The following is a 20900-nucleotide window of genomic DNA, read 5'->3' as shown; positions in this document are numbered from 1 at the left end:
CGGGTGTTTTTTTGTATCTGTCGTCTGGTCCGCAACGACAGTGCGGGCAGCATCCTACTTACCCGCGCAATAAACTCGCCGTCATCTCAGGTTAACTTCTTCTCGCCAGCGTCGCCCCATCGGCAAAATACGCTTTAATGCCCGCCAGAATCGACTCTGCGACCTGTTGCTGGAACGTCGCGGTCTTGAGCTTGCGTTCTTCTTCAATGTTACTGATAAACGCCGTCTCGACCAGAATAGACGGAATATCGGGCGCCTTTAACACCGCAAACCCCGCCTGCTCGACCTTGTTTTTATGCAGGTCATTAATTTTACCAAGCTGCTTCAACACCGCTTTACCGAATTTCAAACTATCGGCAATGGTCAGCGATTGCACCATATCGAACATCGTATGGTCGACATAACGGTCACCGCTTTTGCTCACGCCGCCAATTAAGTCCGAGGCGTTCTGCGTTTGCGCCAGATATTTCGCCGCGGTACTGGTGGCGCCTTTGGTCGATAGCGCGAATACGGATGAACCGCTAGGCTGCCGGCTGGTGAAGGCATCCGCATGAATAGAGACAAACAGGTCGGCGCGCTGTTTCTGCGCTTTCGCCACCCGGACTTTTAACGGAATGAAGATGTCTTCATTGCGCGTCATATAGACCTTCATGTTGCCTTCTTTTTCGATTAACGCGCGCAGGCGGCGGGCTATCTGGAGCACCACGTCTTTTTCACGCGTTTTGTATTTGCCTATCGCGCCGGGGTCTTCGCCGCCGTGTCCCGGATCAAGCATAATAACAATGGGGCGGTCGCGCCCCGCTTTACCGGGCTGCGGCCCGCTTTGCGAAGGCGGCACCTGTTTATCCAGATCGCCTTTATTGTAGTCTTCCAGCAGCGCCAGCAGCGGATCCTGCATATCCTGCGCATTGGCAGGATAAAGATCCATCACCAGACGTTCTTTAAAGCCTGCCACAGGCGCCAGCGCAAATAGCTGCGGCTTCACGTTTTGTTTTAGCTCAAAGACCATACGCACAGTCTTAGGATCAAACTGCCCTACCCTTGCGGATTTGATATACGGATCGTCGCTGCGAATCTGCGCGCCAATGCCTTTAAGCACCGAGTTCAGATTCACATCCTCAATATCTACCACCACGCGGTCCGGGTTACTTAAGGCAAATTGTTTATATTTCAGCAGACGATTCGACTCTACCGTGACGCGGGTATAGCTGGACGCAGGCCAGATACGCACCGCAACGACCTGGCTTACGGCAGCCAGCCCGACCTGGCTCACGCTTAATAGCCACATGGCGCCCGCGCCTTGTAGTAAACGGCGACGGCTGATTGCTGAATTGGCTCCCGACATGCTTCTCCCGAGCAAAAACTAAATAGAGATCATACAAAGTTCATCCAAATTGACCGGAAACTTTAGCGAATGACGCATAATCTGTCATCTATAAAAGGGTAAACATTCTTTTTATATTCACGGCATTACTAAGAAAAGCGATCGGACCGCATAAAATTTACGCTTGCACAGAGGGCAAAAACAGAATAAAAATACACTAATTTCGAATAATAATTCACTAGTGGGGCGCGCAATGATAAAGGAACGTAAAACCGAACTGGTAGAAGGGTTTCGCCATTCAGTTCCCTATATCAACACCCATCGCGGAAAAACCTTTGTCATTATGCTCGGCGGCGAAGCCATTGAGCATGACAATTTTTCCAGCATCGTTAGCGATATCGGGCTACTGCATAGCCTCGGTATTCGCCTTGTCGTGGTGTATGGCGCGCGACCGCAAATCGACGCCAATCTGGCCGCGCATCATCATGAACCGATTTACCACAAAAACACGCGGGTGACGGACGCCAAAGCACTGGAGCTGGTGAAACAGGCCGCCGGTTTACTCCAGCTCGATATTACCGCCCGTCTGTCGATGAGTCTGAACAATACGCCGTTGCAGGGCGCGCACATTAATGTCGTCAGCGGCAATTTCACCATTGCGCAGCCGCTGGGCGTTGATGATGGCGTGGACTACTGTCATAGCGGCCGTATCCGGCGCATTGATGAAGATGCGATCAACCGCCAGTTGGATAACGGCGCGATCGTTCTGATGGGGCCGGTCGCCGTCTCAGTGACCGGCGAAAGTTTTAATCTGACCTCAGAAGAGATTGCCACTCAACTCGCCGTTAAACTGAAAGCGGAAAAAATGATCGGTTTCTGTTCTTCTCAGGGCGTTACCAATAGCGAGGGCGGCATCATTTCTGAACTCTTCCCGAATGAAGCGCAGGCGCGGGTGGAAGAGTTGGAAGCGCTGGGCGATTACAACTCCGGAACCGTACGTTTTTTGCGCGGCGCGGTAAAAGCCTGTCGTAGCGGCGTCCGTCGTTGCCATCTGATCAGCTATCAGGAAGATGGCTCGCTATTACAGGAATTGTTCTCGCGTGATGGTATCGGTACGCAGATCGTCATGGAGAGCGCCGAGCAGATCCGCCGCGCCACCATCAACGATATTGGCGGTATTCTGGAGCTTATCCGCCCACTGGAACAGCAGGGCATTCTGGTACGCCGTTCCCGTGAACAACTGGAGATGGAGATCGATAAATTTACCATTATTCAGCGCGATAATATGACTATCGCCTGCGCGGCGCTGTATCCTTTTGTGGAAGAGAAAATAGGCGAAATGGCCTGCGTTGCGGTGCATCCGGATTATCGCAGCTCATCGCGTGGAGAAGTGCTTCTGGAGCGGGTTGCCGCCCAGGCGCGGCAAATGGGGCTGAGTAAATTGTTTGTGCTGACGACGCGCAGTATTCACTGGTTCCAGGAACGCGGTTTCACGCCTGTCGATATTGAGTTACTGCCTGAGAGCAAGAAAAAAATGTATAACTATCAGCGACGTTCAAAGGTGCTGATGGCGGATTTAGGATAACAAGAGGGGACTGATGGCGCTGCGCTTATCAGGCCTACGCTCGAAAGCATCATTTGGAGGCCGGATAAGACGCTACGCGTCACCATCCGGCGAGAACTCGTCTTATCCGGTACGACTGACTTCATCAAATAAGGTGGCTAATCCGCTGCGCCGCTCCGTACGCGTCACAATCGCGCTTGCCAGGATCCGTTCATCGGCATACAGCGATAACCGCCGCCGCGCCCGCGTAACAGCGGTATACACCAGCTCCCGCGTCACGACCGGCGAACGCTGGCTGGGTAAAATCAGCGCGGCGTGATCAAATTCAGACCCCTGTGATTTATGTACCGTCATCGCCCAGGTTGTATCATGTTCCGGCAGACGGCTGGGCTGAACGGACTTGATCGTGCCGTCCGGCATCACAAACCAGACGCGTAACCCCTGCCCGCGATCGAGCGCAATACCAATATCGCCGTTAAATAGCCCCAACGCGCTATCGTTGCGCGCAATCATTACCGGACGCCCTTCATACCAGCGAGAGTGCGGATGCCGCTGAATTTTTCGTTGCTGCACCATCGCCTGCTCAATGCGGTCATTCAGTCCCCTCACGCCAAATGGGCCTTCGCGCAGCGCGCAAAGCAGTTGATACTCATTGAAAGCCTGAAGGATTGCCTCCGGCGTTGCTTTTTCATGCAGCAACCGCAGGTAGCGACCATAGCCCGCCAGCGCTTCATCCAGCATCCCGGCATAATCGTCGCTGCTTTGCAATGTACGCTTCTCTATATCGCTAAACCCCTGCTGAAAAACAGCCTGGATTGCCGACCTGTCGCCGCAGTTAATCGCCGCCGCCAGCTTGCCGATGCCAGAATCGCTGCCGAAACGATAGCTCTTTTGCAACAAACAGAGGCTATCGCGTAAAGACGCGGCTTGCGTTCCGGCCCCCGCCGGAATGGCGCTCCCTGTTAGTCGACTTAGCTGTCGGGCGCGTTCCGCCGTAAACCCTGCGTTGACATAGGCGCAAATATCGCCCAACACAGCACCCGCCTCAACGGATGCCAACTGATCGCGATCGCCAAGAAAAATGACCCGCCCGTGCGGCGGCAGAGCGTCAATCAAACGTGACATCATCGGCAAATCAATCATTGATGCTTCATCGACCACCAGCACGTCCAGATGCAGCGGGTTGCCCGCATGATGGCGTAATCGCTGGCTGCCGGGCTGTGCGCCCAGCAGTCGGTGCAGCGTACTGGCGTCCTCCGGTATACGCTTTTTCTGCGCATCGGTAAGAGGAAGCTGACGCAACGCCGCGCCGAGCGACTCCGTCAGGCGTGCGGCCGCTTTCCCGGTCGGTGCCGCCAGCCGGATACGGCAACGTTCGCCATCCGCCATTTGAATTAATGCCGCCAGCAGCTTCGCGACGGTGGTGGTTTTACCGGTACCGGGACCGCCTGAAATCACGGAGATACGGCGAGTTAGCGCTACGGCGGCGGCCACCTTTTGCCAGTTCACCTCGTCTGTCGGAGGGAATAGCGCGTCCAGAATACGGGATAACTGATCTTCATCTACGGCGATGGCCTGGTTAACCTCGTTAAAAAAGCGCGCAACCGTACGCTCGTTGCACCACATGCGATTCAGGTAGAGACGATCGCCGCACAGAATTAACGGCGCGGGGCTATCGCCGCAGCTAACCGCCGCAGACGCCAATAACCGCTTTTTCCAGTCGATTGGCGTAGCCGTTTCGCTTATCCAGGCGACCAGTAAGGGATGCGCCTCCTCCGTTAACGTTAAACGCGACAACGGCAGACACACGTGACCTTCACCTGCGTCATGACTAAGCAGCGCTGCCGCCAGCGTCACGGCGGGATCGTCGTTACCGGCGACGGTTAAAGCAAACTGGGCATCAATGGGCCGTAAGAGTTTTTGTTCAACGGCCTCCAGCAACCGCTCCTGGATTGTCATTGCGCCTCCTCACTCATTTCACCTGCAAACATATCATCCAGTTGGTTAATTAACGCCGCCGCAGGGCGAGTGGTAAAAATACCCTGCTGCGGACGTTCGCTATCCACCCCGCGTAAAAAGAGATAGATGACGCCGCCGAAATGGCGTTCATAGTCGTAATTCGCCATTCGATGACGAAGGTAACGGTGCAATGCCAGCGTATAAAGCTGGTACTGCAAATCATAGCGATGCGCCTGCATCGCCGCAGCCATCGCCGTCTGGGTATAAGCGGCGCTATCCTCGCCCAGCCAGTTAGATTTATAGTCGAGCAGGTAATAGCGCCCCTCATAACGGAACACCAGGTCGATAAAGCCCTTTAACATGCCGCGAACCTGCATAAAATCCAGCGCAGGGCAACCTGCTGAAAGCGGGTCGTATCGACGAATCAACGCATCCAGCTCTCCGGCGGTAAGCGGCTGGGCAATCGGCAGATAAAACTCCATTTCGACCTGTTTTTCACGCCCGGTCAGCACGCTCAGACTAACGCCCGTCTCGTTAAGGGGAACATGCAACACGGTGTCCAGCCAGCGGGTAAGTACGGGCTCCCATCGCGTTTCAAAACCACTCAGCTCCAGTTTTTCCTGTACCCATTGGGGGTCTATCGGTTGAGTAAAATCAAGCTCTTCAAACAGGCTGTGCAAAAATGTTCCCGGCGATGCCCCGCGAGGAAAGTGATGCGGCGTCATTGTCGGCGCTTCCGCCGCTTCGCCAACGCCTGCGGCGTCAATGTCGAGACGAGGAATAAGATCTTGCGCCACGCTATGTCCCCGCTGCTGCAAACCGGAATAACTGGTGACGCGCCAGCTATCATAAAGCAGACGTTGCAGCGTTCTGGCGCTGAGTTCCGCGTGCGATGCAGCGGAAATTTGCCAGCGGTCGTTATCCGTATTGCCTGGCGTTCGACACACGATATCCTCGTCGCATAGCGCCTCAATACAGGCGCGAAGGCCTGCGGCATCCATCGGTTCGCCTTTTTGCAGGAGTCGCCCAAGCGCGCTTTGGTGCACATCCGTCTCGCCTTTCTTATCGCTGCGACGCCGCACCAGCGGCGCGACGCCGAGGCTGCAATGCCACACTGCACGGGTCAGCGCGACATAAAGTAGGCGCAGGTCTTCCGCCAGGCGTTCGGCTTCCGCCAGTGCTATGCTCTCTTCGGCGTGACTAAGGTCCAGCACCGCCTCATAGGAGTGCCTGTCGTGATAAAAAGCCTGGTCCTGCACGCGGAAATGGGTGATAAAAGGTAACCAGACCAGCGGGTATTCCAGACCTTTCGATTTATGAATGGTGACGATTTGCACCAGATGCTTATCGCTTTCCAGACGTAGTTGCTGGCTGGAAGCATTGCTATCGGGTTCAAGGATATGTTGCGCCAGCCAACGCACCAGCGCATGTTCGCTTTCCAGCTGCGAACCGGCTTCCTGTAACAGTTCGCTAATATGCAGAATATCCGTCAGCCGACGTTCGCCTCCCGCTGTCGCCAACAGGTTTTCAGCAATATTGCGCGCCGACATTAGCGCGCGCAGCATAGGCATCACGCCGCGTTTATGCCAAATCTGCCGGTAGCCATCAAACTCTTCGACAACCGCATCCCACGCATTTTCATCATTGTTAAGCGTTTCGATATCCAGCGCGGTAAGGCCCATCATTGATGTCGCCAGAGCGCTACGTAGCGTATTCTCACGTTCGGGCGCCATCACCGCCTGCAACACCCACAGCATTTCCTGCGCTTCGAGCGTTTCGAATACGCTGTCGCGGTTAGAAAGATAGACGGAGGGGATCGCCAGTAAGGTCAGCGCATCCCGTATCAGCGCGGCCTCACGCCTGCTGCGCACCAGCACGCTGATATCCGAGGCGCGAACGGGCCGCGACGAATCGCCATTCGTCAGCAGCGCGTCGCCCGTTTGTCCGGCGCGCAGCCAGTCGCGAATTTGCGTGGCGCACACCTGCGCCATATAACTTTGATAATCGCCCGAACCGCAGCTTTCCCCCTCCATTAGCCACAGGGTCATCGCCGGTTGAGGCGCGTCATTCACTTTAAATTGCAGCGACTGGTTTCTGGGCGCAAACTTTACCGGACTGAAGGGAATATCGCGGAACATAAAGGCGTCGTTCATCTGACTGAACAGCTTGTTAACGCTATTCACCATCCCCGGCGCGGAGCGCCAGTTAGTGTCAAGCGTATAGTGCGCGCTCACTTCGCTGCGAGCCTTCATGTAGGTAAAGATATCCGCGCCACGAAACGCATAAATCGCCTGCTTAGGATCGCCAATCAGCAATAGCGCCGTATCGGGTTGATGTCGCCAGATACGGCGAAAAATACGGTACTGTTGTGGGTCGGTATCCTGAAATTCATCGATCATCGCCACCGGAAAACGGGTACGAATCGCCGTAGCCAGCGCCTCGCCGCTTTCACTACGCAGCGCGGTATCTAAACGGCTGAGCATATCGTCAAACCCCAGCTCGCCGCGCCGTCGTTTTTCCTGAGCCACCGTTTCACGGATCTCTGAGAGCGCTCGGGTAAGAACCAGATCTTTAATCGATAGCGGTTCGCCCAACAGGTTATCAATGGCGACAAACAATGGGTGCTGGGGCGTCACGCCGCCAGCTTTGGTGCGCTCAGCTAAAAAACGCTGTGAAAATTTTCCCAACGCCTCGGGTAATTGATAATTTTTGGTCTCTTCTTGCGCCCACGCGGTGATCTTTTCGATCCATTTCGCCTGATTGCCGCGGTTGAATTTTCTGCGATCGATGCCGGATGATTCGATTAGCGCGTCCAGCTCGCTAACCGCCTCACACCACTGCTGCTTCACCTGGTTGATGCGCGCCAGGATCTGTTCATGACGCGATGCCAGCGTCTCCTCCTGCGATGGCGGCGCTTTAATGACCGGCGCTTCGCCCTGCAGATAACGATCGATATCCTTTAAGAGCGCCTTCGGCCCCTTCCATACGTCAAACACCACCTGCGCGATGTCGCGCGGCAGCGGATAGCAATGACGCCGCCAGAAATCGGCGCAGGCCTGATAACGCAACAAAGATTCGTCTTCAATAAGCTGTTGCTCAAACAACATACCGGATTCGAAAGCGTTCAGGCTGAGCATACGCTGGCAAAAACCGTGGATGGTAAAAACCGCGGCCTCATCCATTTGTCGTTCCGCCAGTAATAACCACTGCGCGGCCTGCTTTTTGTCGCTAATTTCTTCCAGCAAGCGGGCATACAGCGGATTATCCGTGCTTTCTCGCAGACAGGCGATGCGCAACTCATGGATATTACTGCGAATTCGCCCACGCAGCTCTTCAGTGGCGGCCTCCGTAAAGGTTACCACCAGCAGTTCTTCAACGGTCAACGGACGGGGAAATGCGGCACTGCCGCCCAGACCGAGCAATAACCGCAGATACAGCGCCGCGATAGTAAACGTTTTGCCTGTGCCCGCTGATGCTTCAATCAGACGCTCGCCTGTCAGGGGCAAGCGCAGAGGATCAAGAGTCTCGGCGACATCATTCATTCTTTTCGCTCATTAGAGGTAACGTTTGCTGCAATGCGCTGACGTTATCCCACACTTTCCAGCCTGTCGGATGCACGTATTCTGCTTTTCCATTCTGGCTACCGGCAATCTGTGACAATATTGCCATACCTTGTGGTTCCACCACCGCCTGGTGGAAGAAGTCGGCAAGCTTTTGTGGCGTCAGCAATTTTATCTGAGCGATGATTTTATCACGCGAGTCAAAGCGCATATTACCCCGATCGAAATCCTTGCTTAAACGGGATGCTTCTTCGCCCAACGTTTGCGGCGCCTGGCGCATTTGCGTAATGATCGCCTGCTGAATTTGGGCGAACTCTTCCGGCTTCATCGCCCTCAGCTTCGCCTCGGCGTCAGGGAAAAATGCCTGATAGCGTTGCCACAGGTAAGAGGGCTGTTTATCGTTGCTCTGTAGCAGGAATCCCATTCCCCACTGACGGCCAACGCTCATCGGAAAGGCGAAAACGGCGTATCCCAGTTGCTCTTCGGTTCGTAGCTGATTGTAAAACCACGGTTGAACAATCTGACCTAACATCGCGCTGTAGGCGGCGCTGACGTACTCGTCGTAGCCGACCGGGACAAAGACCGCTGCTAACGCGGAGTCGGTACTACTGCCCGCTTTTTCAAATATTACGGACTGCTTTTTCTCAACCACCACGTCTTTGTTGCGACACCACGCCGATCCGTTCGCCGCGAGCTGTTTTTGAACATCTTGCGCCAGAGAGGTCGCCTGGGCTTCGCTCATATTCCCTATAACCAGAAATTCCGGACGAGCGCCCGTTTTTAACGCATTACGATAGGCCATTACCTCTTTCAACGTAATGGACGGCAGCAAAGCGCGACGTTCATCACGGGAAAAATAAGGCACCTGCGAAATCATCTGCACCGGCATAATCGCCTGCTCGTAGGCTTTTCCCTTCTCCGCAGAATCCATCATCTGCGTATACCAGGATTTCGCCTGCGCCAGCTGTTCTTCCGTGGCGTCGTAGCTAAAATATCCTTCCAGCAACGCCAGGAAAAGCTGCGGCAAACGCTGGGTATAACCGTTCGCAGTGACCATCAGACCATTGTTGGCGTTAGTAGAAAAGCTAATGCCGCCCACTGCCGCCTGGTTGCTGAGCTGATCGAGCGCCATTCCCGCCAGATAATCATTAAGGGCGAACAGTACCTGATTGCGGGCGCTGTCCATCGCCTGCGGATTACGCAATACCACGCTCACGTCAGCTTTTGGCTCGCTGGCGAAATAACGACTCGGCGCATAAACCACGCGCAAATCCGCTTTATCGACAATCAGTTCTGGCCGCACGTAGTTTTTATCATTCTTAACAAGCGTAAAATCATCAGGAATATAGGGGTTTAACTCCGGCAGCGACAACGCAATGCCCTGTGCTTTTTGCTGCCAGTTTTTAAACGTCTGTTCGCTAATCTTATCGACCTGATAAGGCGCATCCACAAAATACGCAATCTTATTATGGGGTTCCTGGGGACTAATGTACCAGATGCGCGCATTCTGCGGCGTCATCATCGCCAGGCGATTTTTGATAGCGGCAGGATCGTAACGATCGGCGATATTCGCCGCATCCAGCGTATGCGCTACCGGGACGCGGATCATAGTGTCCGCCAGCCATTCGACATAGTCCATATCGCGGGTAATCGACGGATAGCGGAAGTCGAGATCCAGCACATGCGCCAGCTCGTCAAAGTAACGTTTATCTATCCCTTTTTCACGTAACGTATTGAGATAGCTAAAGATAGCTGCGACGACTTCATCACGATTGGCCAAACCTTTATCAGTCAGCGTTGCCGAAATGGCAAATACGCCGCTGTTACCATTAACAATCGGATCGGAATCCGCGCTAATACCTTCGACCAGTCCTTGTTTTTGCAGCCAGTCAGAGAGCGTCCCCGGGCTACGATTGCCAATCAGATAAGAGACCAGTTCATCGGTCTTGCTGCGGAACTGCGCGCTATTGTTATCAATACGAAACTCCACGCGCAACACTTTACGCGGTAGCGCCGGCACGTAATGAATAATGATGCCCTTCTGCGCCTCGGTGATGACAGGTACGTTAATTTCCGGTTTTTTAATCTGTTTATTCGGCACGCGACCATAGGTTGCGGCGGCAATACGCGCCAGTTCCGGCAAGGGTTTATTACTGTAAATCACCGCCTTCATCAGATTAGATGAATAGTATTTTTCATGAAAAGCGATCAACGCCTGTTGCACCGGATTGCCCGGCTTATCGCTTAACGTTTCCAGATTGCCGCCAGAAAAGTGCGAGCCTGGATGCGCCGGGTTAATGGTTTCGGCGCTTACCTGCGCCATACGCATACCGTCGCGGGTACGCGCCATCGTCAGCTCGGCATTCACCGCGTTTCGTTCGCGTTCGGCATACTTTTTATCAAGCAATGGCGCGGCAATAGCGTCGGCCAGGCGATCTACGGCGCCTGGAAGCGCGTCGTTTTCAACCTCCAGGTAGAAGGCTGTTCGATAAGGCGCGGTGCTGGCGTTGTGGCTACCGCCATGTCTTTTAAGGTATTCGGCAAGGCTATCCGCCTGCGGATATTTTTTTGACCCCATCAGGCACATATGCTCAAGATAATGAGCAAGCCCCTGATGAGCCTCAGGATCTTCAAGCGATCCAACGGGCACCACTAACGCTGAAAGCGACTTTACAGCCTGCGGATCGGATACCAGCAACACCACCATGTCATTATCAAGACGTATCGCCTGATACTGCCGGGTATCTTTATCGCTTTTACGGATAGTTTCTTGCAGCGGTTGCCAACCGATATCCGCCTGAACTGCAGGCCCCCAGAGGGCGACCAATAACAATAACGCTTTGAACCAGGTGCTGCGGGGCATTCACGGACCTCATCATTAACTTTCATTCCCACTCATCTGTATGGTCACGTAAACCATCGACCTGAGCAGAACGGGATATTATTGTGCTGAACCAGGCAGCATCTTTTTATCAGTCATCAGTCCGTGACGAAGAGCGCATCATAGTCGAAGCCTTTTAATTGCGCGATTTTCATACAATCAACGAGACTGATTAAAACGAAACAGCGGTAACAGGTAATGTCGGGACTGCGCAATGATAGCCTGCAACGTTTCAGATTCCAGCTGACGCCAAAGACGTTGATACCAGATATCTTCGCCTTCGCCGCTCACCATCATGTTGCCTTCATAAGCCAGTAAAAACTTTGTCCTGGCCTTCTGTAAGGTATCATCATCGTCTAACATGACATCATTTTCAGCGTCATAACAGGCTTTTATCCATGCGCCGCCGCTTTCCGGCAGTACCAATAGCGGAGAAGACATGCCTTCCCGGTAGCCTTCAATCAGTTGCGCCAGGTAAGCCATTGCCTGCGCTTTATCAAGTGGCGGAAATCGCCATTCTCCCTCTTTGCGCAAAAACAGACGACTTTCGCCACTCCCGCCGCTGGCACAATAGACAAGGTGTTCCAGCCAAAGTTGCACACCTTGCGCAACGCTGATTAAAGCGGGACGCCAGCGCAATAATCCATCCTCCTGTACCTGCGGTAGCCAGCCGGTTAGCTGAACGCCATTGCAAAGCAGATCCACTTCCAGGCTTTGGCTCGGCTTACGACAGGCGATGACCCGGCTTGCCAGTTGCTGCATCTCCTGGCATTGCGCATCCCAGAATATTTCGCCAAACGCGCCGTAAGGCAACTCTCCCGCAGCCCGGAAACGGCGGAACAAGCGTTCGGCGTCGTCCTCTTCAACCAGCGTATTGAGCAACTGTTGGTTAAGTTGATATCGCGTCAATCCCTCTAATTCAAACGGTTCCGCATCAGGAATCTCACTCTCTTCCGAGCGGAAATTAACCTGAAGCCGCATCTGAAAAAATGCGCGTACCGGATGGGCCCAAAAACGCTGCAGACTTTCCAGAGTCAATGTTTCCGGCATCGTAAAAGAAAGCGGCTGCACAAAGTCAGAATGCGCTTTTCCCGACTGACTCGCCGCGGGCAACCACTCTCTGGCATAACTTTGCTGTTCGCCGGGTTGGTAATTTTGCGCATCAAAAGGCATACGGGTATGCAGACGCGTAATATGCGCTTTGACTCGTGCTTCGCTCTCATCACAGGTCAGCGTTTCGTCGCCCGGCAAATAGTGGCTTTGTCCGATGTAATCCACCAATTCTTGCACCAGTACAGAGGGAAAGCGTTCGCTATTATCCTGGATGGAGCGACCGATGTAGCTGATATACAGCGTCTGCTGCGCCGAGATTAACGCTTCCAGAAACAGGTATCGGTCATCGTCGCGACGGCTACGATCCCCGCGCATGGGTTTTTGGCTCATCAGGTCAAAGCCCAACGGCGCAAGCTGGCGCGGGTATACGCCGTCGTTCATTCCCAGCAGGCAAACGACTCTGAACGGAATGGAACGCATCGGCATCAGCGTACAAATATTGATGGGGCCCGCCAGGAAGCGCTGGCTAATACGTTCCTGATCCAGACGCTGCGCCAGTTCATCCCGCAGTAGCGAAATCGGTACCGCGTCGCCATATTCCGCCGCGACGCCTTCGGCGATAATGGCCTGCCACTGCTGTTCAATCAATGTCATTGCCGCTTCCGTGTCCGCATCGGGCAGGAAGAAATCATTGAGCATGTCGCGACAAACGGGCAACCACTCTTCCAGCGGTCGCTCCTGCGCCAGACCGCGCCGCCAGATATTAAGCTGCATCAGCAGCGAAGCCAGATGCCCGACCAGCTCAGCAATCAGACCGCTGGATTCGTCATAAGGCAGAACCGACTGCCACTCGCCCTGGGCGCTTTCCATGGCATACCCCAGCAGCATACGCGTCAGGCCAAATTGCCATGTATGCTGTCCCGTGGCAGGAAGTTCCAGCTCGCGTACGTTGTCATCGTCAATTCCCCAGCGAATGCCTGACTCATTGACCCACAAGCGCAAATAACGCAGCCCTTCTTCGTTGATCGTAAAGCGGGCAGCCAATACCGGTACGTCTAACAACGCCAGAACATCCTCGGAGACGAAGCGGCTGTCCGGTAACGAAAGTAGGCTGATAAATGCCTGTAACACCGGATGTGACTGACGCGCCCGCCGATCGGAAATGGCATAAGGCAGATAGCGCTCCGTTGGCGCGCTACCAAATACCGCCTGGATAAACGGGCTATAGCTGTCAATATCAGCCACCATAACGATAATGTCGCGCGGCGTTAGTGTCGGATCGGCTTCCAGCATCGCCAGCAGGCGATCGTGCAGTATTTCCACCTCGCGCTGCGGGCTGTGACAAACGTGAAAAGAGAGGCTGTTATCCTCAGGATCGAGCAGACGCTTATTGTCGCTGCGCGAATACTCCTCAAGATTTACGCCCGCCACCGCATGGCTTTCCAGTTCAAGAATATCCGCCTGAATCCGATGCAAAAGATTATCTGGCGTAATATCAACAAACGCATCCAGCTCCTGGCTGTTTTCCAGTTCAGATAGCAGGTAGATATAATCCCGCCCCAGTTTTCCCCATGAGGCCAGTAGCGGATTACCGATATCCTGTTCGCCGTCGCTGTTAAACAAGGCTTCCGGATTCTGGTTTTCACGGAACAACGGTAAATGACGGTCTTCAAAACTGTGACGACGCTGGCGGGCCATGAGTTTTGCCAGCCAGGCTGGGTCTTTAATGTCCCCCCAGTAATACCGACACGGATTAGTAAAAAGGAGATGGATTTCAATATGTTTGCCCAGCGCCTGCAACGCTCTGAGATACACTGGCGGTAACGCGGAAATGCCGCAAATAAAAACGCGGGACGGCAACCCTGGCGGGCAGGCGGTCGCGCTTTCCAGCGTTTGAATAAAGCGTTGGTAGAGATTGGCGCGATGCCAGCGTGGCTGCCCCAGCGCGGCGGTATATTCCACCAATGCTTTCCACAGCAGCGCCTGCCAGTTTTGCGCCTCCCCCAGACCTTCCACGCTTTTTCCTGCTTCCCACTGCGTAAGCCAGTCAGGCCGATAAACCAGATACTGATCGAACAGGTCGGCAGCGCGCGCGGAAAGCTGAAAGAGTTTGCGTTTATCGGTGTCGTCGGTCAGATAATGGCGCAGCAGTACAAACTCATCCTTATCCAGCAACTGTGGCAGCAAGGTCATCAGTTTCCAGCTCATGCTTTGTTTGCTGAAAGCGCTTTCTTTGGGGATATCCGGCAACACGCGGACAAACATCTCCCAGATAAAACTCGCCGGTAACGGAAAAGCGATATTCGCCGCAATACCAAACTTTTGTGAAAGGGTCATCTGCAGCCACTGCGCCATACCCGTGCTTTGAACCAGAATCATTTCTGGTTCAAAGGGATCATCCAGCCGCTCGCGTTCGACGATGAACTCCATCAACGCTTCCAGCACATCCAGACGATTGGAGTGGTAGACCCTTAACATAATTACTCCTGACGATTAACGATTTGGACAATGCAAGCGCGTCATCTGCCCCTGCCTGCCAGAGGGTGAAACCATCGTGACGCTGATGCTGACACATCCCGATTGCGTTGTCTGCATCCGGTTGGCCTTCCAGCCTTCAGCAGGCGAAAATGGATACAGCGCCGTTTGCTGCCACGCCTGCCGCCAGATCTGGAGATACTGGTGTCGTAATGCAAAACTGTGCATTAATACCCGCTGATAGCCTGACAGCGCGGTGACGATCATTACTATTAGAACCATCGCCACTAAAACTTCCGGGAGGCTAAACCCGCGTTGTAAATTCAGGGGATGCGACATAACGCCACCTCTTTTAACGGACAAAAATCGCTCCAGCCGTGGGGAGAAAAGACAATACTTCCCTGAATGACGTTGCCCAAACGCCATAACGTCATGCCGTCATCTTGCGCCGCCATCACCACCTCATCCCCCGATAATCTCCGCAAACAGACTCTTGCCCCTGAAGAGGAATAGCGCCGACATTCCATTTCGGTTACGCCTGACCATAGCTGCCCCCGCCCCCATTCCAGCGCCGACTGTACGAGCGCCTGGCGTTGTATCGCCAGGCTCTGCGTCGTCACGCGGGCGGCATAGCTGGCCTGCTGCTGATTTACGCCTTGCAGTAGCAGACTACCCAGAATCAGTATTAAAAGCGCCAGTATTAGCGAAGAAGCGCCACGTTCCCGATTCACAGATTAAATCCCGTTACGCTGTATTGCGCGTCAATAACCGTCTGAGGCTCGGCTTTGCTGGCGCCGCGCAGATGCAGCATGAGCACTGGCGAGAATCCCGTTATATCCCGTCGCTCAACGGTAAAAGCCGTGATGAGTACCGTATTGGGATCGGTCATTTTTTCCCATCCCTTCCCCTGGCAAGATGTTGCTCCGCGTAATGTTTCCAGAACGTTATCCTTCATACGGAACCCGGTCTGGTCGGCCTCTTTCGCCGGTATGGTATCCCAGACACCGTTATTATTCCCGTCCCACTGAACGATGACGCATTGCCCCTGTTCAGCAAGATGTAACCCTTCGCCAGTACAGTGGCCATGACAGTAACCCGCACGTTGAAGATGCTTCGCTACGGTATAGGTTCGCTGCCAGATTTCATCTTCCAGCGATAACTGTCGCGTGTTGTGCCAGATCTCACGCTGTAGCGCCGGTAAAAATCGTGCGGATCCAAGCAGTAAAATGGAACCTATCGCCATCGCCAGCACAACCTCCAGTAGCGAGAACCCCCGCGTGGTTATTGACACGTGGCGGCCTCGTTACGCTCGCATAGCCTGATTCGCCCCCAGGAGGAGACGACCAGACGCCACTCTCCGGCAGCGTTTTTCAGTACGATGTGCCCTGCCCATGCCGTATTGCGCAAGCCAAAGAAGGCTAACGATGGCGTGATATCGGCAAGGACGACATCACGCCAGTCGGGCGTAAACACAAAGGGGGAAGATGGCGTACACGATGTTTGCGTAGCAACAGAGCTGACAAAGCACCATGAAACGCCTTCGCTGACCACGCGAAGAATGTGATCGCGGTTATGCCAGTGAGCGTCCTCACGAAGTTGCAGCAGATAATCCCGCACCTGACATGCGGTTTGCCACAGGCGCTGTTGCTGCTGCCAACGTTGCCAGCCATAAAGTCCTGTGGCGCTGAGAATGATAATGAGCGACATCGCGACCACCGTTTCAATGAGCGTATAGCCCTGTTGTTTTTTCATGTCGGCAGTATGGCGGGCGGAGAAAAAATAACGAGCGCCAAATACAGATTGTTCGGCGCGTTACGGAAAAAAGTTCATGTTTTGCAGCGCGTTGCAAAATTTCAGGAATCCGCGCCGAAGATTGAGACAAAGGGTAAAAAAAACCGACGCGCGATGACGTCGGTTATGGCAGGATCGTCAGCGCTTAGATAGCGACCGGCGCTTTAATACCGGGGTGCGGATCATAGCCTTCAATTTCGAAATCATCGAACCGGTAGTCAAAAAGCGAATCAGGTTTACGCTTAATGACCAACTTCGGCAGCGCGCGCGGTTCACGGCTTAATTGCAGGTGCGTCTGCTCCATATGGTTGCTGTACAGGTGCGTGTCGCCGCCGGTCCAGACAAAATCGCCGACGTCCAGGTCGCACTGTTGCGCCATCATATGCACCAGTAACGCGTAGCTGGCAATGTTGAACGGCAGACCGAGGAACACATCGCAGGAGCGCTGATAAAGCTGACAGGAGAGTTTTCCATCTGCGACATAAAACTGGAAAAAGGCGTGACACGGCGCCAGCGCCATCTTATCCAGCTCGCCGACGTTCCACGCAGAAACGATAATACGACGAGAGTCCGGGTCGTTTTTAAGCTGGCTTAAGACCGTGGCGATCTGATCGATATGGCGGCCATCCGGTGTTGGCCATGCACGCCACTGCTTACCATAAACCGGGCCTAAATCGCCGTTCTCATCGGCCCATTCGTCCCAGATGGTGACATTATTTTCGTGCAGGTAAGCGATGTTGGTATCGCCCTGCAAAAACCATAGCAGTTCGTGAATAATTGAACGTAAATGGCAGCGTTTTGTCGTCACCAGCGGAAAGCCTTCCTGCAGGTTAAAACGCATCTGATGGCCAAAAATGGAAAGCGTGCCGGTGCCGGTACGGTCGTTTTTCTGTGTGCCTTCATCCAGCACTTTTTGCATCAGTTCTAAATACTGTTTCATGGTTCCTCAGGAAACGTGTTGCTGCGGGCGGCGGCGATATGCCCAAACCATCATGATCGCGCCAGCGATAATCATCGGGATAGAGAGAATCTGCCCCATGCTGATGTACTGTACCCACGCGCCGGTAAATTGCGCGTCCGGCTGGCGGAAGAATTCAACAATGATACGAAACGCGCCATAGCCAATCAGGAATAATCCGGAGACTGCGCCCATCGGACGCGGTTTGCGAATAAAGAGATTAAGGATGATAAACAGCACCACGCCTTCTAATGCCAGCTCATACAACTGGGAAGGGTGGCGCGGCAATACGCCGTAGGTATCAAAAATAGGCTGCCATTGCGGATGTGACGGCAGCAGCGCAATATCTTCCGCGCGTGAGCCAGGAAAGAGCATGGCAAACCGGAAGTTAGGATCGACGCGCCCCCACAATTCACCGTTGATAAAGTTGCCCAGACGCCCGGCGCCCAGGCCGAACGGAATTAACGGCGCAATAAAATCAGACACCTGAAAGAACGAGCGCTTCGTGCGCCTGGCGAAAATAATCATCACCAGTATCACGCCGATAAGCCCGCCGTGGAAGGACATGCCGCCGTCCCAGACACGGAATAAATAGAGCGGGTTATCCAGAAACAGAGGGAAGTTATAAAACAGGACATAGCCAATTCGCCCCCCCAGGAAGACCCCCAGGAAACCTGCATAGAGTAAATTTTCAACTTCGTTTTTGGTCCAACCGCTTCCCGGACGGTTAGCGCGACGCACCGCCAACCACATCGCGAAAACGAACCCCACCAGATACATCAAGCCATACCAGTGAAGCGCGACGGGCCCAATTGAGAAAATGACCGGATCAAAGTCCGGAAAATGCAGATAGCTACTGGTCATCTGTCACCACAATTTCTTGTTATTTCGCTGAAGAGATAGCGATTGATAAGCGCGCCTGCGCGTTGCAGACGCTCCAAAGGTGCGAATAATAGCACAAGGGTTAAAAGCGAGATGCCGATTACCGTTAAAAGATATGTATACGCATTGTCTTTCATCTTGCAGGCGTGTTGTCTGCGCCGTGAATCCACAGTCACTCTCTTTTCCCGCTCCAGTCGTTACAACCCTCCGCGAATCAATCCCCCCATCCCGCGGCGCTCCATAAACGCCGCCACCTGATGACGCACCTCGGTCGCCATCTGCGCCTCAAGGCTGCGTCTGGCAAGGGTTTGCGCGTCTTCAAAATCGATATGCCGCAGCAGATATTTCACACGCGCTACCGAACGGCCATTCATCGAAAGATGGCGATATCCCAGACCGATAAGAATCGCCACGCACATCGGATCGCCCGCCATCTCGCCGCACAAGCGAAGATCGAGACCATGTTTTTCGGCTTCCTGTGCAATCATGGACAGCGCGCGCAGCATAGCCGGATGCAGACTGTCATAAATACTGGCCACGCGAGTGTTGTTGCGATCTACCGCCAGGATATATTGTGTTAAATCGTTGGTACCGACCGAGATAAAGTCGATCCGGTTAGCCAGATGCGGCAGCATAAATACCATTGACGGTACTTCCAGCATAATGCCGATACGCGGTTTCGGGATCGCATAGCCGATCATCTCCTCGACCTCGCGCCCGGCGCGTTCGATCAGACGCCGCGCTTCATCGACTTCATCAATACTGGTGACCATCGGCAACAAAATACTGAGGTTGCCAGTCGCCGCATTGGCACGCAGCATCGCGCGGACCTGGATCAAAAATATCTCCGGCTGATCCAGCGTAATGCGGATCCCGCGCCAGCCCAGACACGGGTTCTCCTCGCTGATCGGCATATAGGGCAGTTGCTTATCCGCTCCCACATCCAGGGTCCGCAGCGTCACCGGTTTATCGTTAAACATTTGCAGCATCCCTTGATACTGCGCCACCTGCTCTTCTTCCGAGGGAAACCCGCTTTGCAGCATAAAGGGAATTTCAGTACGGTACAGGCCGATACCGTCGATCCGACTGCCTAACTTTTCCTCATGCTCGGGACTGAGCCCGGCATTCAGCATCACTTTGACTCGCTCGCCGCTTTTCAGTTGGGCGGGAAGATTGACGTCGTCCTCCGCCAGACGACTGAGTTCTATCTCTTCACTAATGAGCCGCTGATATTCCTGAATAAGCACGGGTTCAGGATCGACCAGTAATTCACCGCGATAGCCATCCACCACCAACGTACGGCGATGTAGCACCGAAGGTTGGATATCCGCGCCCATGACGGTCGGGATACCGAGCGCGCGCACCATAATCGCCGCATGCGAGTTTGCCGCGCCGTCGCGCACTACAACGCCCGCCAGCCTGTCCTGCGGCAGCTCCGCCAGGGTGGTCGCCGACAGCTCATCCGCGACCAGAATAAAACGTTCCGGCCAAGCGTTTGGCCCCTGAACTGAATCATCAAGGTGGAATAACAGCCGCTGCCCCAGCGTGCGTAAGTCTCCCGCACGTTCTTTGAGGTAGTTATCGGTTAGCGCCGCAAATTGCTCGGCAAATTTTTCGATGATTTTTTTAACGGCCCACTCCGCAACAGCGCCTTTGTCGACCTCGGCGAAGAGTTCGCGACGCAGTCTGGCATCTGAAAGCAGGTGTGAGTACAGATCGAAAATGGCCGCCGTCTCTTTTTGCGCGCCGGCGGCAAAGCGTTTGCTGTATCGTCGGAATTCGTTCGCCGCCTCTTCCAGCGCGCCGGTCAGTCGTTCGCGTTCAAGAGAGGTATCCAGCGTAGACGCTTCGTAAACCTGTTCCATCAGCGGCATGGTCGCGTCTTGCCAGCCCGTTGCGATAGCCACGCCCGGCGCCGCAGGAAGCGCGCGGATTCGCGTCTGCCGGTATTGCCCGAACAGCGCTGTGACCTGCGACTGTGACAGGATAGCCGCCATCTGCGTAGCGAGCGTGACGAGGAAAGACTCTTCGCTTTCATCGTACTGGCGCAATTCGCGCTGCTGTACGACCAGCACGCCGAGAAGTTGGCGACGCTGAATGATCGGCACGCCGAGAAACGCGCGAAAACGTTCCTCTTTTACCGAAGGAATGTATTTAAAGCTGGGATGTTTTTGCGCATCGGCAAGGTTAATGGGTTCCGCCAGCCTGCCCACCAGACCGACGATCCCCTCATCAAACGCAAGCGCAACGGTTCGACCACGCGGTTTTTTCAACCCCCGCGTCGCCATCAGGTAATAACAGCGTCGGTCATGATCGGCCAGGTAAACCGAGCAAACCTCTGTATCCATCGCAAGACAGATATCCGTGACCAGAATATTCAGCGCCTCGTTCAGACGCGGCGCACTGGCCACTTTTTCGACTATTTCGCGCAGGCGAGTGAGCATAATTTGCGT

General features: G+C 54.2%; 13 protein-coding genes. 1 reads left to right on the top strand and 12 read right to left on the bottom strand.

Annotated features, from left to right (window positions below; translation table 11 throughout):
* Positions 1-91: 91 nt before the first annotated feature.
* On the bottom strand, positions 92-1345 hold the full coding sequence (gene amiC / locus LDB27_RS04215; protein WP_000011919.1) for an N-acetylmuramoyl-L-alanine amidase AmiC: 1254 nt from the start codon (positions 1343-1345) through the stop codon (positions 92-94).
* Positions 1346-1577: 232 nt separating this feature from the next.
* On the opposite strand from amiC, the gene argA reads away from it, so the two are divergent.
* Entirely contained in the window at positions 1578-2909 is a 1332-nt protein-coding gene (argA, locus tag LDB27_RS04210; protein ID WP_000588963.1) for an amino-acid N-acetyltransferase, read from the top strand.
* Between the two features lie 102 nt (positions 2910-3011).
* On the opposite strand, the gene recD is transcribed toward argA, so the two are convergent.
* The 11 genes from recD to ptsP form a co-directional block, all read right to left on the bottom strand.
* Positions 3012-4847: an exodeoxyribonuclease V subunit alpha gene (gene recD, locus LDB27_RS04205; RefSeq protein WP_000155138.1), complete on the bottom strand. Its 1836-nt coding sequence runs from the start codon at positions 4845-4847 to the stop codon at positions 3012-3014.
* A complete protein-coding gene (gene recB, locus LDB27_RS04200; RefSeq protein ID WP_001000546.1) occupies positions 4844-8389 on the bottom strand; it encodes an exodeoxyribonuclease V subunit beta in 3546 nt (1181 codons plus the stop codon). The genes recD and recB overlap by 4 nt, the downstream gene beginning before the upstream one ends.
* Positions 8382-11270: a pitrilysin gene (ptrA, locus tag LDB27_RS04195; RefSeq protein ID WP_001635456.1), complete on the bottom strand. Its 2889-nt coding sequence runs from the start codon at positions 11268-11270 to the stop codon at positions 8382-8384. Before ptrA ends, recB begins: the two co-directional genes overlap by 8 nt.
* 177 nt (positions 11271-11447) lie before the next feature.
* The gene (gene recC, locus LDB27_RS04190; protein ID WP_000946813.1) at positions 11448-14819 is read right to left on the bottom strand and encodes an exodeoxyribonuclease V subunit gamma; all 3372 of its coding nucleotides are present in this window, start codon (positions 14817-14819) and stop codon (positions 11448-11450) included.
* Between the two features lie 15 nt (positions 14820-14834).
* Positions 14835-15155, bottom strand: coding sequence for a prepilin-type N-terminal cleavage/methylation domain-containing protein (locus tag LDB27_RS04185; protein ID WP_000019285.1), 321 nt, complete (start codon positions 15153-15155; stop codon positions 14835-14837).
* Positions 15140-15547: a DUF2509 family protein gene (locus LDB27_RS04180; RefSeq protein WP_001078532.1), complete on the bottom strand. Its 408-nt coding sequence runs from the start codon at positions 15545-15547 to the stop codon at positions 15140-15142. Before LDB27_RS04180 ends, LDB27_RS04185 begins: the two co-directional genes overlap by 16 nt.
* Entirely contained in the window at positions 15544-16107 is a 564-nt protein-coding gene (locus LDB27_RS04175; protein ID WP_000029156.1) for a prepilin peptidase-dependent protein, read from the bottom strand. The genes LDB27_RS04180 and LDB27_RS04175 overlap by 4 nt, the downstream gene beginning before the upstream one ends.
* Positions 16098-16568 carry a prepilin peptidase-dependent protein gene (locus tag LDB27_RS04170; RefSeq protein WP_000744672.1) on the bottom strand — a complete coding sequence of 157 codons (471 nt, stop codon included), beginning with the start codon at positions 16566-16568 and terminating at the stop codon, positions 16098-16100. The genes LDB27_RS04175 and LDB27_RS04170 overlap by 10 nt, the downstream gene beginning before the upstream one ends.
* A gap of 184 nt (positions 16569-16752) precedes the next feature.
* Positions 16753-17547, bottom strand: coding sequence for a thymidylate synthase (gene thyA, locus LDB27_RS04165; protein ID WP_000816247.1), 795 nt, complete (start codon positions 17545-17547; stop codon positions 16753-16755).
* Positions 17548-17553: 6 nt separating this feature from the next.
* The gene (gene lgt, locus LDB27_RS04160) at positions 17554-18429 is read right to left on the bottom strand and encodes a prolipoprotein diacylglyceryl transferase (RefSeq protein ID WP_000204647.1); all 876 of its coding nucleotides are present in this window, start codon (positions 18427-18429) and stop codon (positions 17554-17556) included.
* Between the two features lie 215 nt (positions 18430-18644).
* Positions 18645-20891 carry a phosphoenolpyruvate--protein phosphotransferase gene (gene ptsP, locus LDB27_RS04155; RefSeq protein WP_000957887.1) on the bottom strand — a complete coding sequence of 749 codons (2247 nt, stop codon included), beginning with the start codon at positions 20889-20891 and terminating at the stop codon, positions 18645-18647.
* Positions 20892-20900 lie beyond the last annotated feature (9 nt).

Origin of the sequence: Salmonella sp. JXY0409-18, assembly GCF_020268625.1 — a bacterium.
Taxonomy (GTDB): Bacteria; Pseudomonadota; Gammaproteobacteria; order Enterobacterales; family Enterobacteriaceae; genus Salmonella; species Salmonella enterica.
Note: the sequence above shows the minus strand (reverse complement) of the source record. Positions and strands in the feature narration are given on the sequence as shown.